Source organism: Streptomyces sp. NRRL S-920 (assembly GCF_000717945.1).
Taxonomy (GTDB): Bacteria; Actinomycetota; Actinomycetes; order Streptomycetales; family Streptomycetaceae; genus Streptomyces; species Streptomyces alboniger.
In genome coordinates this window covers 61949-77178 of sequence record NZ_JODF01000015.1, presented here as the reverse complement: position 1 = coordinate 77178, position 15230 = coordinate 61949, and the positions used below count along the sequence as shown (strand labels likewise).

The following is a 15230-nucleotide window of genomic DNA, read 5'->3' as shown; positions in this document are numbered from 1 at the left end:
CTGGCCCCGATGCCCTCCGGATCCGGGCCCGCCCGCGTCTGACACGATGGGAAGATGCGCGCGCGATACGCAGTACCCCTGGGCATCACGGCGACGGCCGCGGCCGGCCTCGCCTACTCGGTGGGCTTCGAAGCCCGTTCCTTCCGGCTGAGGCGGGTCACGGTGCCCGTGCTGCCGGCGGGGATGCGTCCCCTGCGGGTCCTCCAGGTCTCCGACATCCACATGGTGTCCGGGCAGCGCAAGAAGCAGCGGTGGCTGCGCTCGCTGGCGGGCCTGCGGCCCGACTTCGTGATCAACACGGGCGACAACCTGTCCGACCCCGAGGGCGTCCCGGAGACGCTGGACGCCCTCGGCCCGCTGATGGAGTTCCCCGGGGCGTACGTCTTCGGCTCGAACGACTACTACGGGCCGAAGCCGCGCAACCCCGCGCGCTACCTGGTCGAGAAGGTCCAGGGCAAGCACGGCCTGAACGGCAACGCGCCCGCCGTCGGCGTCATCCACAACCCCTGGGAAGGCCTGCGCGACGGTTTCGACGAGGCGGGCTGGGTGAACCTCACGAACACCCGCGGTTCCCTGAAGATCGACGGCTACGAGATCGGCCTCACGGGCCTGGACGACCCGCACATCAAGCGCGACCGGTACGCGCGCGTGGCGGGCGGCCCGGAGGCCGGGCCCGACTTCTCGATGGGCGTCGTGCATGCCCCGTACCTGCGTTCCCTGGACGCCTTCACGGCCGACGGCTACCCGCTGATCCTCGCCGGCCACACCCATGGCGGACAGGTCTGCATCCCCTTCTACGGGGCTCTGGTCACCAACTGCGACCTCGACACGGACCGCGTGAAGGGCCTCTCGACGCACACGGCGGAGGGCCGGACGGCGTTCATGCACGTCTCGGCGGGCTGCGGCGCGAACCGCTATACGCCGATGCGGTTCGCGTGTCCGCCGGAGGCGACGTTGTTGACGTTGGTGCCGGGGGCGTCGGGGGCGGTGGGGGCTGCGAGGGTGCCGGGGGCGTCGGGGCGGGTGGTTTGAGCGGGGGTACGTGGTTGAGCGGGGGTTGGTCGCTGAGCGCGGGGTAAGTCGCTGGGCGCGGGGTAAGTCGCTGAGCGGGACGGTCATAGGGCCGGGTCCCCGCACGGCCCGCCCGCCCCCTTTAGGTCAATATGACCCCCTGCCCCCTACCGTGGGGGCATGATCGCTCCGACTCCTCCCCCGGGCACCTCAAGCGCTTCGGGCGTCCCCGCGGAAGCGGTCGTGCCACCCGTACGCCGCCCCCTCGTGGCCGTCCTCCGCACGCTGATCGCCCTCGCCGCGGTGACCGGGATCGTGATCGACCTGGCCATCGGCAGCCCTCCGCGTGTCCTCAGCTACTTCACCGTCCAGAGCAACGCGCTGGTGGCGGTGGTTCTCGGCCTCTCCGCGTGGCGGGCATGGCGGGGCCGCCGCCCTCTTCCGCCGTGGGTGACCGGCGGCACACTCCTCTTCATCGCGATCACGGGCCTCGTCTACCACCTGGTCCTGGCGAACGCGTCGAGCGGCTTCTCGATGACAGAGGAAACGGCACCGCCATCCGGCTGGCATGCCCTCTCCAACCAGCTCCTGCACACCGTGACGCCGATCGCCGTGGCCCTCGACTGGCTGCTGCTGACAAGGCCGGGCGGCCTGCGCCCGCGCCACGCGGCCCTGTGGCTGCTGTACCCCCTGGCGTACCTCGCCTTCGCCCTGACCAGAGGCGCCCTCCTGCCGCCGGGCTCCCCGGCCCGCTACCCCTACCCGTTCCTGGACGTCGGGTCCCACGGCTATACGGGCGTCCTCGGCAACGCGCTCACCTTCGGCCTGGCCTTCTACGCACTGGCACTGCTGACGGTGACCCTGGACCGCGTCCGCCCCTGGCCCCGGCCCCCCGAAAACCGGATTTCGCCTCAGGCCTCCGGTCCGCTAAAGTAATCGATGTCGCCACGGGCCTTGCAGCAATGCGGGGCGGTGGAGCAACGACATCGGGGTGTAGCGCAGCTTGGCAGCGCGCTTCGTTCGGGACGAAGAGGTCGTGGGTTCAAATCCCGCCACCCCGACAGTTGAAACACCAGGTCAGGGGCCTGATCCGCATCGCGGGTCGGGCCCCTGAGCGGTTTCTCCAGTCGTCTTGGGAGCCAGTCACCAGATCCGGCTCCCAAATCTCCCGGCAATCAAGCAGCCATCTCCGACACCGGGGCAGTTCCCTCCGGCGGGTCGAGAAGCGTGAACGCACAGTCCCCCGGGCGCCGCCCCAAACGTTGGACCGTCAGCGCGCCCAGAAGTGCGGCTCCAGGTCCGCGCACCGGCCCTGCCTCGGTACCTACGAAGATCAGGCCGTTCTCATCCGGCTCCCAGCTCTCGTACTCAGATCCAGCAACCGACGCGAGGCAGAAACCGAGAAGGTCGGCCTGTAACCCGGTGGGCAGGTCTCCGCGGAGGAAGACCAGCGGATGCGCCATCCCCTCGTCGTCGTAGCCAGCTGCCACGACGGCACCGAGGCCCTCAGGCAACGGGTACATGTCTTCGGGGATGTCCTCCACGACACCCTTGAGATGACGGACTCCGACCTCTTTCAACTCCGCGAGGACCTCCTCATCACACCGCCAGCCGTCCTTCGGCGCCCAGTTGCCGTCGCCGTAGAGATCCAGGACGTCTGCCGTCACCTCCGGTGGATCTGCTGACATCGAAGCCGGTAGGTCATCCACTTCCTCCACCCGCCCGCCCTGCCGATCCGACGCCGGCCAGAACGCCAAGACCGGGTATGGCCGGTGGATGTAGTGGGCCAGGAGAGACCGAATAGCGATCGCGACTCGCGCATCGCTCAGCCCGGGACGCACGAGCAGGCAGAGCCGCCCAGTGATGCCGCCCAATGCCGCCTGCATGTTCTGTTCCCCCAGGTCGTACTCGACCGCTTGTGCGTTCATCGTGTCCAACAGCACGGGGAGCTCCAGCGCCCAGGCGTCATGCGCCCGAATCCTGCCCGGCGCCTTGTTCTGGTCCCGAGGGTCCTTTGGGTCCTTTGATGCGCATTGCGTTGCTCGCGCTTGCATGAGTTGTCCTTCCGTCGTTTGAACCAGGTCACCTACTCTCGGCCTGGTTCATTCGACGGAGGGCGTAAAGTCAGGAAATGCCTTCTCGTGCGGGCGACGCCGGCCAAGCTCAGCAGCACGGAGTCGCGGTCGACGCCTCTGTCCGCTGAACTTCTTCTCAAGCAGCTAAGGGCAATCACCCCATACGGCTTGTGCCGCGGTGGTCACAGACGGTACGTCCAACCTCATGCACCCCTGGTCTCCGCTCAACGACCGCCAAGTCGGCCTCCTCCTTCGACGCCGAGCCGCGGACAATACGTAGAACCGCCGACTGGCCACTGCCCGACAGCTGAAGTAACACATCAGGGCCACCGACTCACGTGAGTCGGTGAGGGCCGTTTTTGAGTCGTGGTCTCGTGTGCGGTGTCGCCCGTCTCCCGGTCGGAGTTCCGGGGGCCGACGCGTGGAGGGGCCCTGGTGTCTTGTGACACCAGGGCCCCGAAGGAACTGCTACACCATCTGCCGACCCTGATACCGCGTCGGCCTTCTGTGTCCGCAGGCCCGGCCGTGGTGCGGTCGGGGGTGCGGGGATCGCGGTTGCTTGACCGGAGACCACCTCACTATCGATGTCCTGCGGTACCCAGGCTTGAGACTTCTGCCTGGGCGATCCTGATGGCGCTTGGCCCCTCCGTTCTTCCCTCGGTGATTAACCAGCTATTTCACGGGAGTACTGCCTACTGCTGGTACTGCTCGTGGCGGCCCCTGATCACTGCGGGCCACCCGGTCCGGTCGTCAGCCCCGTCGCCGTCCTGCGACAACCCTGGCTTCGGAACTCCACCACCGGACCGTACTGCGTACTGCAACTGCGGGTACTGCTGCCTGGCAGTTCGTCTCTGCCAGGCCCTTCGGTCTCTCTGGGTTACAGGAGAAACCATAGCCACACCAGCACCCAATGTCTACTCCCGCTGGCATAGGTTTTTGTGTGCTCAGGGCTTAGGTAATCGGGCTCCCCGATCAGTCGCCTGGGGTTAGCCCCACCCGATGTGGGCGGGGTAGCGGGATCGCCCCGGGCCGTCGTGTCCGGAAATGCTGGGTCCGGGGCGCGCGTATCGCCGATGTGTATCGCCGGTGTCCCCACCATCCCGTTGATTGCCTAGGAGTTGGCTCGTGCGTAAGCAGGCTTGGCAGAGGTTCCGTTCGTCCGGGCAGAGGCAGAAGCAGCGGCAGCAGCAGCAGCGGCAGCGCGGGGGGCGTAGAGGCGCCGCGGCCGTAGGGGTCGTGGGGGTCGTGACCATGGGGGTCGTGGCAGTCGGAGTCCTCGCGCCGGCCGGCGCCTTTGCCGCCCCCACGTCGGCCCCGGCGCTTTCCGCCACCCACACGGACGCCGTCCAGCAAGGCCTGAACGCGCTGCTGCGTTCCGACGACCCGCCCCCCGCCGCGCTGGCGAGCGTCCAGGGCCGCGGGGGCTGGGAGGGGCGTGGGCGTAGCTATACCGCCGGCGTCGGTGATCTGGCCACCGGTTCGAAGGTGCCCAGGGACGGGCAGGTGCGGATCGGCAGCAACACCAAGACGTTCACCGCCGTGGTCGTGCTGCAACTGGTCGGGGAAGGCAAGATCCGCCTCGACGCGTCGGTCGACACCTATCTGCGGGGCGTCGTACGCGGGGAGGGGATCGATGGACGTGACATCACCGTCCGGCAGCTTCTCCAGCAGACCAGCGGGCTTCCCAACTACAGCAACTACCTCGGCGACGACGTCCGTTACTACCAGCCCCGCGAACTCCTCGACCTCGCGCTCCAGCACAAGGCCCGCTTCGACCCCGGGAAGAAGTGGGAGTACAGCAACACCAACTACGTACTGGCCGGGCTCATCGTCGAAGAGGTCACCGGCCGGTCCCTCGCCGAGGAGATGGACCGGCGCATCATCAAGCGCATCGGGCTGCGCCACACCTACTTCCCCGCCCCCGGCGACGCGGCCATCCGAGGGCCCCACCCCAAGGGCTACTACCGGGAATCGGCGCGCGGCCCCCTGCGTGACATCACGGAGATCGACCCCTCCTGGGGCTGGGCGGCCGGGCAGTTGATCTCCACCAACTCCGACCTCAACCGGTTCTACACCGCGCTCCTGGGCGGCAGGCTCCTCCCGGAGGCCCAGCTCGCCCAGATGCGCGCCGACACCCTCCCCGCCGACGAGACCTTCGGCCCCGGCGCCCGTTACGGACTGGGGCTCGTGAGCAAGCCGCTGCCCTGCGGCGACGGTGGCCTCTACTGGGGGCACGGCGGCAGCTTCCCGGGATACGAGACCCGGGGCGGGGCCACCGACGACGGCCGCGCCGCCAATGTCGCGGTGACCATGCAGCTGTCCGACGCGGCGTCCAGGGCACGTGTCGATCATGTCGTGGAGACGGCCCTGTGCCGCTGAGCCGCTGAGGGTCGTGGAGATGGCCCTGCGCCGCTGAGGCGCTGACCCGCGTCCTTCTCGGCTGCTCCCTCTGAGCCCGTTCCCCAGCCCCTCCCTCAGCCCGCGGCCGTCGGTGCCGCCTCGGCCGCGCGGCGGTATTCGGCGTTGATGCGCTGGGCTTCTTCGAGCTGGTCTTCCAGGATGATGATGCGGCAGGCGGCCTCGATGGGGGTGCCCTGGTCGACGAGTTCCCGGGCGCGGGCGGCGATGCGCAGCTGGTAGCGGGAGTAGCGGCGGTGGCCGCCCGCCGACCGGAGCGGGGTGACCAGGCGGGCTTCGCCGATGGAGCGCAGGAAGCTCTGGGTGGTGCCGAGCATGGCGGCGGCCCGGCCCATCGTGTAGGCGGGGTAGTCGTCGTCATCGAGGCGGTCGAAAGAATCGTCTGCTGTCATCGCACCTCACTGGGCAAGAGGGGTAGGCGGGGTAAGAGAAGGAACACGTCGAGGGGCCCGGGTGCCGTACTGGCGCCCGGGCCCCTAGGAACTGCTCTACCGTCTGCCGGCCTGGACCGCGCCGGCCTCCGCATCCGCATGGCCACCCGGGAGCGAATGGTCATGCGGTGAATCGCGGGTCTAGCTGTACTGCTTCCAGCTGTACTGCTTCTACCTGTGCTGTTTCTACCTGTACTACTGCTACTTGAACTGACTTGAACTGCTGCCCGGCAGTTCGTGTCTGCCGGGCCCTGCTCGATCTCGCTCGATCTCGGCTACGGGAAAAACCATAGCCACACGACCACCGAATGTCTACTCCAGCCAAGGTAGATTTCTGGGCGTCCCAGGGTGAGGTAATCGTCCCCGAGGTCAGACCTCCGTCGAGACCCCGAAGTCCGCCCCCGAGATGGCCGCCAGGGAAGCCGCCACCATTCGAAGTGGCTCGTGCAGGGCGTTCAGGTCCGCGCGGAAGTTCTCGGCGCGGTCCCACGTGCGCTCGTGGTCCAGCGCGCTCGTGTGCGGCGGGCGGTGGGCCTCCCAGGCCATGAGCAAGGGGTGCCAGCGGGTCATGAAGGGGCGGAGGATGCCGTTCAGTAGCTGGTCAGCCACCGACTGGACGGAGGGGCCCGTGCTCGGCCTCAAGCCGATGCTGTAGCGGTGCAGCGTGTCGCGGGTGAACGGGAAGAGGCTGTTCAGGGAGGTGAGCGCCTCGCGCAGACTGCCGCCGTCGGCGGGGAGTTGCTGGATGCCGATGCGGCTCACCAGCTCGACCTGTAGGTCGAAGGCGGCCATCCGCTCGGCTTCGCTGACCGTCATCGGCACGCTCTCCTTCCGTACGCCGGGGACCGGCGGTCCGGGGTTGTCCAGCGTAATGGCCGTGGCCCCGAGGCTGGAGAGGACCGCACGGCGCAGGGTCTCCGCGCGGGCCGAGTCGCTCTCGTGGTGGAGCCAGGAGTGGGCCGTGACCGGGTGCAGGAGGTGCGGGGCGGGCGTGAGCAGGCCGCGGGCGGTCAGTTCGGCCAGGCCGGAGCGGGCCCGGCGCAGCGCGACGGCACGCGGCAGCCGGTCCGCCGCGGCGAGGACGGTGGCGGCGGTCTCGGCGGTGACCGGCAGGGGCGACAGGGCGAGTGCGCAGCGCAGCACGTCCTGGGCCTCGGCGGGTGCGGTCAGGGCGTCCCGTACGTGGTCGGCCGTGAGTTCGTCGCCGGCGAGGATGTCGAGCAGGGAACGGCCGGGTTCGTACAGCCGGTTGGCCAGGGCCGCGGGGTTCTGGCCGGCGCCCACCGCGCGGCCGAGCAGTCCGAGTGCCCCGGGGTGCCCGGCGGCGGCGTCGACGATCTCGGGGGCGCCGGCGAGGGCGGCGGCGGCCGCTTGGGGGAGCGGTTCCAGGTCGAGGTGCTCGCCGTGTCCCCCGTAGGCGCGGCTGCGCGTGATCAGCAGGGTGCGGACCAGGGGGTGCGGGGCGGTGAGGTCCGTGACGGCGCGGGGCGGCAGGCCGTGGGGCACGTCGTCCACCACGTACAGACACGGGCCGTCGGGTGTCCGCGGCGGCTGCGGCGCGGCGGCCCGGGCCCAGTGCACGCCGCCGGGGAACGCGGCTCCGAACCGCAGCGCGTACTCCCGTGCGAGCCTGGTCTTGCCGATGCCCGGCATGCCGCGCAGCTGCACGGGTCTGGCCGAGGTGCGGCCCGTGACGAGGGGGGCCTCCTGGACGTGCAGGGCGCTGTGCAGGCGCCACAGTTCGGGCAGCCGCCCGGTGAACTCGCCCACGGCGGCCGGCAATGCGCCGTGTACGCGCGGAGGGGTGACGTCCGGCCGCATGGGTCCGGACACCTGCCGCAGGTGGGCGAGGATGTCGGGTACGAGCGTCTCCGGTTCGCCGTGCCTGCTGTCGCGCAGCTCCACCGGGTGGATGTGCGCGGTGTCCGGCTCGGGGTTGACCACAAGGACCCGGCGGCGCGGGTCGCCCTCCCCGAGGCCCGCGAGGAAAGCGGTGGTCAGTTCCCACTGGCAGGCCGGACGCTCGGGGTAGCCGAGGGAGTAGTACGCCAGCAGAACGCGGGAGTTGGCGAGCGCACGGCGGATGGTCTCGCTGATACCGGCGAACCCGGCGACCGCGGACTCGTCCGTGAACACCTTCAGCCCGGCCGCGATGAGCTCCTCGTGGAACCGGCGGACGTGCCCGGCGTCTTTGCGGCTGTAGCTGAGGAAGACGTCCCACACGGTGTCTTACCCTACTGGGGGGAAGCGGGGAGGCGATCATGACGCAGTCCGGCGAGGCACCGCGGAGCGGACGTACGGGACGCACGGGGCGCACGGGGCCTTCGCAGGTCACGGCGAAACTGACGATCCCGTTCGTCGGCGAGGTGGCGGGCCTGTGGGAGCCGGCGGACGCCGAGCGCGTCGCCGCCTGGGAGCTGTACTTCCAGCTGGCCAGCCGGGTCGCGGTGATTCCGCTGGAGCGGGACGAGGGTGTGCTGCGCGAGGCGCTGACCTCGCTGTACTCCCTCTATGACGTCACCCGCGGCATCCTGCACGAGCACGGCCCGGCCGTCGCGCCGCCGGTGCCGCCGGGCCGGCTCACCTTCGGGGTGCTGGCGATGGTGACGCTCAACCGCGTGCTGCGGCCTCTGCTGACGGTGTGGCATCCGCGGCTCTCGGCGTACGAGGCGCTGCGGCCGGAGGGCACGGATCCGGTGAGCTACGAGCGGGCCTGGCCGGAGGCCGCCGAGCTGCGCCGCCAGCTGGATGCCACGCGGCAGGCGCTGCGCTCGCTGGCACGGACGCTTCAGCAGGTGGCGGAGGTGGGCGACCTGATCGACCTGCCGGTCCCCCGGCCGCCGCTGCCGCCACCGGCTCGCCCGCGGCCGCTACCGCTCACTCCGCCGGACCAGTCGGGCCCACGTCCTGACGACGGGTCTGTTGGGGGCCCCCCCCCCCCCCGCTGATCAGGGGTAGTGCCGCCTGTCGTGAGGGGCGTCGGGTGGGGTGTGGTGGCGCGTCCCAGGCGGCGCGCTCCGCGCCATCGCCGCGGACCTGCTCGATGACTCCGGCGGGTCGACGACTACGTGTGTCGCGCCCGGAGCGCCATGTGGTCCGCGCGTGAGCCGCAGGTGATTGGCGCGTGGTCCGCGCGTGATCCGCGCCTATCGCGCGCCACGTCGTTTCGGCACCGGTCCCTCCCCTGTGGGGACCGGTACCGAACGACGCGGGCGGGGTCGATCCGCGTCGCGGCACGGATCGGGTGAGTCCGGGTCTGTGATCGGTGGAAAGTGATCAAGGATCCGGACGTGTCCGGCTGACCGGCGTTGTGGAGCACGCGTGGCGAGGTCGTCGCCACCGATGCGTGACTCCGGCCGGAATCAGCCGAGAATGTGCAGCGTCATCAGTCACCTCTCCGAGCGCAGAGCGTGTGGCCTGCTCCGACGCTGCGCGGTTGGCTCGCTACTGGGTTCAGATCCTGCCAGTTACCGCTTCCGCGGAGGAGGTTCCGGAGTCGTCCGGACCGGTTATCCGCAGGTCAGCCGTATAAAGTGAGTTTTCCGGTCCGGATGTTCGAGCGCGGCGGAAGTAAGGGGTGAAGGCCTTGAGTCCCGACTCAGGGGCACGCACAGCCTTCGCGGAACGTCTCGCTCTGCTGTACAAGGAGGCCGGCAACCCGCCCCTCCAGCGCGTGGCCGAGGCCGTCGTCCGGCTGCAAAGGGTCGACGAGCGCGGGCGGCCCGTACGGGTCTCCGCCCAGCGGATCAGCGACTGGCGACGGGCCAAGAACGTGCCCGCCCAGTTCGCCGCCCTCGCGGCGGTGCTGCACGTCCTGATCCCCGAAGCGCGCCGTGAGCGGCCCGCGCCGGTGTCCGAAGGCCTGTACGACATGGGCCAGTGGCAGCTCCTGTGGGAGCGGGCGGTCGCCGACCCGGTCAGCGGGCGCTCCGCGGCAGCCGCGGAAGGTGAGAGGCAGCCGCCCGCCGAGGCCCCGACCGCCCCCGCCGTGTGTCCCTATCGGGGTCTCGCCTCGTATCGCCGCGAGGACGCCCGGTGGTTCTTCGGGCGGGAGCGGAGCACGAAGGCGCTCGTCGCTCAGCTCCGCGCGGTGGAGAGGACGGGCGGCCTGGTGATGCTCGTGGGCGCGTCGGGCGCGGGGAAGTCCTCCCTTTTGAACGCCGGTCTGGTTCCCGCGCTGCGCGGCGGGGCGTTGAGCGATCACGTCTTGAATGCCGCAATTGTTCTGAATGGCTCGGGCGGCTCGGACGGCTCGCCGGGCTTGAATGCCCCGGGCACACCGGGTGCCCCGAGCACCCCTCGCAACGACCCCCCGAGCGACGCAGCCCACTCAGCCACCCCCCGGCCCGTGCTCCAGCTCGTACCGGGCAACGCCCCTCTCGACGAGCTGACCCGCCACATCCCCGGACTCGCGCACGCCCTCTCCGCCTCCGAGGCCACCCCCGCCCACACCACCCACGACCCCGCCGGGCACCCCGCGTTCACCCGCACCGTGCACGAGGCCATCACGGCATGGGCGGCACAGCACGAGGCCCCCTCGGAGACCCCCTCCAGCAGCCCCGGCAGCCCCAGCAGCCCCGGAGCCCCGAAAGCCCCGGCAGCCCCACGCGCCCGCCCCGTCATCATCGTCGACCAGTTCGAGGAAACCTTCACCCTCTGCTCGGACGAGGCGGAACGGCGTACGTTCATCCAACTCCTGCACGCCGCCTGCTCGCCCACCGCCGCCGGTGACCCCGCTCCCGCGCTCGTGGTCCTCGGCATACGCGCGGACTTCTACGAGCAGTGCCTCGGCTACCCCGAGCTGGCCGACGCGCTGCAACACCGGCACATGGTGCTCGGGCCGCTGACCAACGCGGAGCTGCGCGAGGCGGTGACCGGGCCCGCCAAGTCCGTAGGCCTCGAACTGGAACCGGGGCTCGCCGAGCTGATCGTCCGCGAAGTGAGCACCGACGGCCCGCGCGGAACGCACGACGCGGGAGTGCTGCCGCTCCTCTCCCACGCCCTGCTCGCCACCTGGCAGCGGCGGAAGACGGGCAGGCTGACGCTCGCCGGCTACCGGGCGGCGGGCGGCATCCAAGGGGCCGTGGCCGCGACCGCCGAGCGGGCCTGGTCCGACCTCGACCCCGCGGCCCGCACCGCCGCGAGACTGCTCCTCCTGCGGCTGGTCCGGCTGGGCGAGGACACCCAGGCCACCCGCAGGCGGGGCACCCGGCGCCAGCTGGCGGAGGAGTCGACGGACCCCGGCAAGACGGAGGAGTCGCTCGAAGCGCTGGTCCGCGCCCGCCTGGTGACGCTCGACGCGGAGACCGTGGAGATCACCCACGAGGCGCTGCTGCACGCCTGGCCCCGGCTGCGCGACTGGATCGACGAGGACCGCAACGACCATCTGCTGCGCCAGCGGCTGGAGGAGGACGGCAGGGCCTGGGAGGAGTCCGAGCGCGACACCGCGCTGCTCTACCGGGGTTCGCGGCTTGAGCACGCCCGCGCCTGGGCGAAGTCCGCCGGTGCCACGTTCCTGACCCGGAGCGCGGCGGAGTTCCTCGCGGCCTCGGCCAGGCTGCGCCGACGTACGGTCTGGATCGCCCGCGGCGCGGTGGCGGCGCTGGTCGTCCTGGCGATGGTGGCCGTCGTCTCGGCGGTGGTCGCCTGGCGGCAGCGGGACGACGCGGTGTTCCAGCAGGTGGTCGCCGAGGCCGATCGCGCCCAGCCCACCGACCCCTCCCTGTCCGCCCAGCTCGATCTGGTGGCCCACCGGATGCGCCCGGACGACGCGGCCACGCGCAACCGGCTGCTCGCGATCGTCAACGCACCGCTGGCCACACCGCTGCTCGGGCACACCGGCGCCGTCTACCTCACCTCGTTCAGCCCGAGCGGTCGCCTCCTGGCCACGGCCAGCTACGACCGGACGGTCCGCCTCTGGGACGTGACGGACCCCTCCCGCCCCAAGCATCTGGGCAAACCCCTCACCGGCCACAAGAGCTGGGTGAGCAGCGCCGTCTTCAGTCCGGACGGCCAGACCCTCGCCAGCGCGTCGGACGACGGCACGATCCGGCTCTGGGACCTGCGCGACCCCGGCCGCCCGCGCCCGCTGGGTTCACCCCTGCCCGGCCGCGGCGGCACGATCTACCTCGTCGCCTTCAGCCCGGACGGGCGCACGCTGGCCACCGCCCAGGACGACCACACCGTCGGCCTGTGGAACGTGGCGGACCCGGGCCGGCCGAAGGCGCTCGGCACCCTGACCGGCTCCACGGCGGCCGTACGCTCCGTGGCCTTCAGCCCCGACGGGCGGACACTGGCGGCCGGTGGTGACGACAGCGCGATCAGGCTGTGGGACATGGCGGATCCGCGCCGCCCGAAGCGGGTCGGGAAGGCGCTGAAGGAGCACACGAGCGGGGTGCACTCCGTGGCCTTCAGCCCCGACGGCGACACGCTCGCCAGCGGCAGCTCGGACAACACCATCAGGCTCTGGAACGTGACCGACCCCCGTCGCGCGAAGCCGCTCGGCGCCCCGCTCACCGGCCACACCGGCCCCTTGTGGTCCGTGTCCTTCAACTCCGCGGGCACGATGCTCGCGGGAGCCAGCGCGGACAGTACGGCGAGTCTGTGGAACGTCAGCGACCCCGCGCACCCGTCCCAGGTCGGCGAGCCCCTCGCCGGGAGCAGCGGGGAGATGTACGCGCTCGGCTTCAGCCCCGACGGACGCCATCTCGCCACCGGGACCGGTGACAACAAGGTGCGGCTGTGGTCGATACCGACGTCGGACATGATCGGCCGGACGGGGTCCTTCCGCCCCGACGGGAAGGTCCTGGCCACGGCCGCGCGCGACGACAAGATCCGGCTGTGGAACGTGGAGCGCCCCGGCAGCCCGGTCATGCTGAGCAAGCCGTTCAGGGCCGGGAAGGGGGACGTACGCACGATGGCGTTCTCCCCCGACGGGCATACGCTCGCGGTGCTGACGGCGAACAGCGCGGTCCAGCTGTGGAACGTCACCGACCCGACCCGGCCCGAGCCCTACGGGCCGCCGGTCGCCCTGCGCACGCGGTTCGCGGCCGCGCTGGCCTTCAGCCCGGACGGGCGCACGCTGGCGACGCCCCAGACCGACCGCACCATCCAGTTGTGGAACGTCAGCTCTCCGTCCCGGCTGCGCCCGCTCGGCGAGCCGCTCACCGGGCACAAGGGGTACGTGAACTCCCTGGTGTTCGACAAGGGCGGGCGGCAGCTCGCCAGCGGGAGCGCGGACAGCACCGTACGGCTCTGGAACACGGCCGATCCGCGTCGCGCCACCCCGCTCGGCGGGCCGCTGACGGGCCACCTGGGCCCGATCAACAGGCTCTCCTACAGCCCGGACGGCCGCACCTTGGCCAGCGGCAGCGACGACGGCACGGTCCGGCTCTGGAAGCTCACGGCTCCGCACAAGGCGGCCCGCCCTGCCGCCACCCTCAAGGGCCACACGGACGCGGTGGTATCGCTGACGTTCAGCCAGGACGGCAGCACACTGGCGAGCGGCGGCAACGACAACACCGTACGGCTCTGGGACGTCGTCGACCCCGACGAGGCCACCGCCATCGGCCAGTCGATGAGCCCCAACGCCAAGACCGGCAGCTTCCTGACGTTCAGTCCGCAGAGCGACATGCTCGGGGTGTCGAGCGGCACCGACACCGTCCGGATGTGGGACCTCGACACCGATGCGGCGATTCGCCGGGTCTGCTCGACCACGCGGGGTGTTCTGACCCCGGAAAAGTGGCGTGAGTATCTGCCCCGGCTGTCATACGAGCCGCCGTGCGACGAGTAGGACTCGGTCGCTCCTGGCCGGGCGGCTCGGTACTTTCGTACTCCGCACCGAGAAATCCGGTTGTTCGGCCGGATTGCGGAAGGCAGTTGAACACCACACTTTTACGACGTGATCCCGCTCACAACACCCCATTACAGCAGGGAAGTTGACTCCCCTCATGGAAGCAGCCTTGTTACTGTTGGTCGCAGCCCGATCGCTGGTGCATCCCCCGTCGCCAGCGGTCGGGCCCTTTCATGGGATCGCCGTGCCGCGAGACGCCTTTTTGATACGACGGTCTCCGGCAGCCCGAATTGGGGCGGCTCCGCGGTAAACCGACCCGCCTTCCCCGATATCCCGCGTACAAGCACCTGACAGGACCTCCGGCATAACGCCGGCTGGGAAAGGTGGTGAGCCGTGAGCCGGCGCATCGTCATCGTCACCGCCGTCCACGCACCGTCGGCGCGCTTCCTGCCGGAGGCGTACGACTCCCTCCGCGCACAGGAGTTGCCCGCCGGGTGGGAGTGGACCTGGGTGATCCAGGAGGACGGCACGACGGACGAGGTCGCCCCCCACGTCCCGGACGACGAACGGGTCACCTTCCGCCAGGGGCGTCCCGGCGGCCCCGGCGTCGCCCGCACCATGGCGCTCGCCCACGCGGACGGCGAGTACGTCAAGATCCTGGACGCCGACGACCAGCTTCCGCCCGGTGCGCTGGCCCGCGATCTGGCCGCTCTGGAAAGCGATCCGACGCTCGGCTGGGCGACGTCCCGCGCGCTCGACCTGCTGCCCGACGGTTCGACCGCCGGGTTTCCCGGCGACCCCGAGCCGGGGCCGATCGAGCGCCGCGCGGTGCTCGACTACTGGTCGGCGCACGACTACCGCGCGCAGGTCCACCCGGCGACGCTCTTCGTCCGGCGCGACCTGCTCCTCGCGCTGGGCGGCTGGATGGCGCTGCCCGCCTCCGAGGACACGGGCCTGCTACTGGCGCTGAACTCCGTGGCCCGCGGCTGGTTCTCGGCGGAGGTGGGGCTCCTGTACCGCAAGTGGGAGGGCCAGGCCACCAGCCGGCCGTCCCACACGGACACCGCCGAGCGGGAGGCACGTATGACCGTCGTCGCGGCACGGGCACGGGCGCTGGCGCACTACGGGTGGCGCTACCCGGCCCAGCCGGGCTGACCGACGCGACGACGGCCCGGCGCGACGACTGACCGCCGATCGGCCGGGCCGTCAGACCGCGTAAGGCCGTCAGCCCACGCCGGGCCGTCAGGCCGCCAGCCCACGTCAGCCCGTCAAACCGCGCCGGACCGCCAGCCCGCCTCAGACCGCCAGCCCGCGCCGAGCGTCAGCCCACGCCGGGCCGTCAGGCCGCCAGCCCACGTCAGCCCGTCAGACCGCGCCGGACCGTCAAGCCCCGTCAGGCCGTCAGCCCGCGCCGAGCGTCAGCCCACCCCGGGCCGTCAGGCCGCCAGCCCACGTCAGCCCGTCAGACCGCGCCCGCCCGCCAGCCCGCCTCAGACCGCCAGC

At 71.0% G+C, this 15230-nt stretch carries 9 protein-coding genes and 1 tRNA gene; 7 read left to right on the top strand and 3 right to left on the bottom strand.

Annotated elements, in window-relative coordinates:
* Positions 1-54 precede the first annotated feature (54 nt).
* The 3 genes from IG54_RS0113420 to IG54_RS0113410 all read left to right on the top strand — a co-directional run bounded on the left by IG54_RS0113420 (position 55) and on the right by IG54_RS0113410 (position 2072).
* A complete protein-coding gene (locus IG54_RS0113420) occupies positions 55-1032 on the top strand; it encodes a metallophosphoesterase (protein ID WP_106977002.1) in 978 nt (325 codons plus the stop codon).
* Positions 1033-1191: 159 nt separating this feature from the next.
* A complete protein-coding gene (locus IG54_RS0113415) occupies positions 1192-1947 on the top strand; it encodes a Pr6Pr family membrane protein (RefSeq protein WP_030782069.1) in 756 nt (251 codons plus the stop codon).
* 51 nt (positions 1948-1998) lie between these two features.
* Positions 1999-2072: transfer RNA gene (locus IG54_RS0113410), tRNA-Pro, on the top strand.
* Between the two features lie 114 nt (positions 2073-2186).
* Here the strand turns inward: IG54_RS0113410 and IG54_RS0113405 are convergent.
* Positions 2187-2954 carry a hypothetical protein gene (locus IG54_RS0113405; RefSeq protein WP_234336152.1) on the bottom strand — a complete coding sequence of 256 codons (768 nt, stop codon included), beginning with the start codon at positions 2952-2954 and terminating at the stop codon, positions 2187-2189.
* A 1383-nt stretch (positions 2955-4337) separates the two neighbouring features.
* Between IG54_RS0113405 and IG54_RS0113400 the strand changes: the two genes are divergently transcribed.
* On the top strand, positions 4338-5465 hold the full coding sequence (locus IG54_RS0113400; protein ID WP_030782063.1) for a serine hydrolase domain-containing protein: 1128 nt from the start codon (positions 4338-4340) through the stop codon (positions 5463-5465).
* A 95-nt stretch (positions 5466-5560) separates the two neighbouring features.
* On the opposite strand, the gene IG54_RS0113395 is transcribed toward IG54_RS0113400, so the two are convergent.
* Together IG54_RS0113395 and IG54_RS0113390 are read right to left on the bottom strand one after the other, a co-directional pair.
* Entirely contained in the window at positions 5561-5896 is a 336-nt protein-coding gene (locus IG54_RS0113395) for a MerR family transcriptional regulator (RefSeq protein WP_030782054.1), read from the bottom strand.
* A 408-nt stretch (positions 5897-6304) separates the two neighbouring features.
* Positions 6305-8158 carry a toll/interleukin-1 receptor domain-containing protein gene (locus IG54_RS0113390; protein WP_030782050.1) on the bottom strand — a complete coding sequence of 618 codons (1854 nt, stop codon included), beginning with the start codon at positions 8156-8158 and terminating at the stop codon, positions 6305-6307.
* A gap of 38 nt (positions 8159-8196) precedes the next feature.
* On the opposite strand from IG54_RS0113390, the gene IG54_RS0113385 reads away from it, so the two are divergent.
* The 3 genes from IG54_RS0113385 to IG54_RS0113375 all read left to right on the top strand — a co-directional run bounded on the left by IG54_RS0113385 (position 8197) and on the right by IG54_RS0113375 (position 14882).
* A complete protein-coding gene (locus IG54_RS0113385) occupies positions 8197-8883 on the top strand; it encodes a hypothetical protein (RefSeq protein ID WP_063756221.1) in 687 nt (228 codons plus the stop codon).
* A 629-nt stretch (positions 8884-9512) separates the two neighbouring features.
* Positions 9513-13727: a WD40 repeat domain-containing protein gene (locus IG54_RS0113380; protein ID WP_030782043.1), complete on the top strand. Its 4215-nt coding sequence runs from the start codon at positions 9513-9515 to the stop codon at positions 13725-13727.
* A 393-nt stretch (positions 13728-14120) separates the two neighbouring features.
* Positions 14121-14882, top strand: a complete 762-nt coding sequence (locus tag IG54_RS0113375) for a glycosyltransferase family 2 protein (protein WP_030782040.1) — start codon at positions 14121-14123, stop codon at positions 14880-14882.
* The last annotated feature ends 348 nt before the right edge of the window (positions 14883-15230 follow it).

What these genes read in the sequence shown, in the direction of transcription:
- IG54_RS0113400 (WP_030782063.1), top strand. Translation starts at nt 4,338, where the DNA reads ATGGGGGTCGTGGCAGTCGGAGTCCTCGCGCCGGCCGGCGCCTTTGCC.
- IG54_RS0113420 (WP_106977002.1), top strand. Translation starts at nt 55, where the DNA reads ATGCGCGCGCGATACGCAGTACCCCTGGGCATCACGGCGACGGCCGCG.
- IG54_RS0113395 (WP_030782054.1), bottom strand. Translation starts at nt 5,896, where the DNA reads ATGACAGCAGACGATTCTTTCGACCGCCTCGATGACGACGACTACCCC.
- IG54_RS0113385 (WP_063756221.1), top strand. Translation starts at nt 8,197, where the DNA reads ATGACGCAGTCCGGCGAGGCACCGCGGAGCGGACGTACGGGACGCACG.
- IG54_RS0113415 (WP_030782069.1), top strand. Translation starts at nt 1,192, where the DNA reads ATGATCGCTCCGACTCCTCCCCCGGGCACCTCAAGCGCTTCGGGCGTC.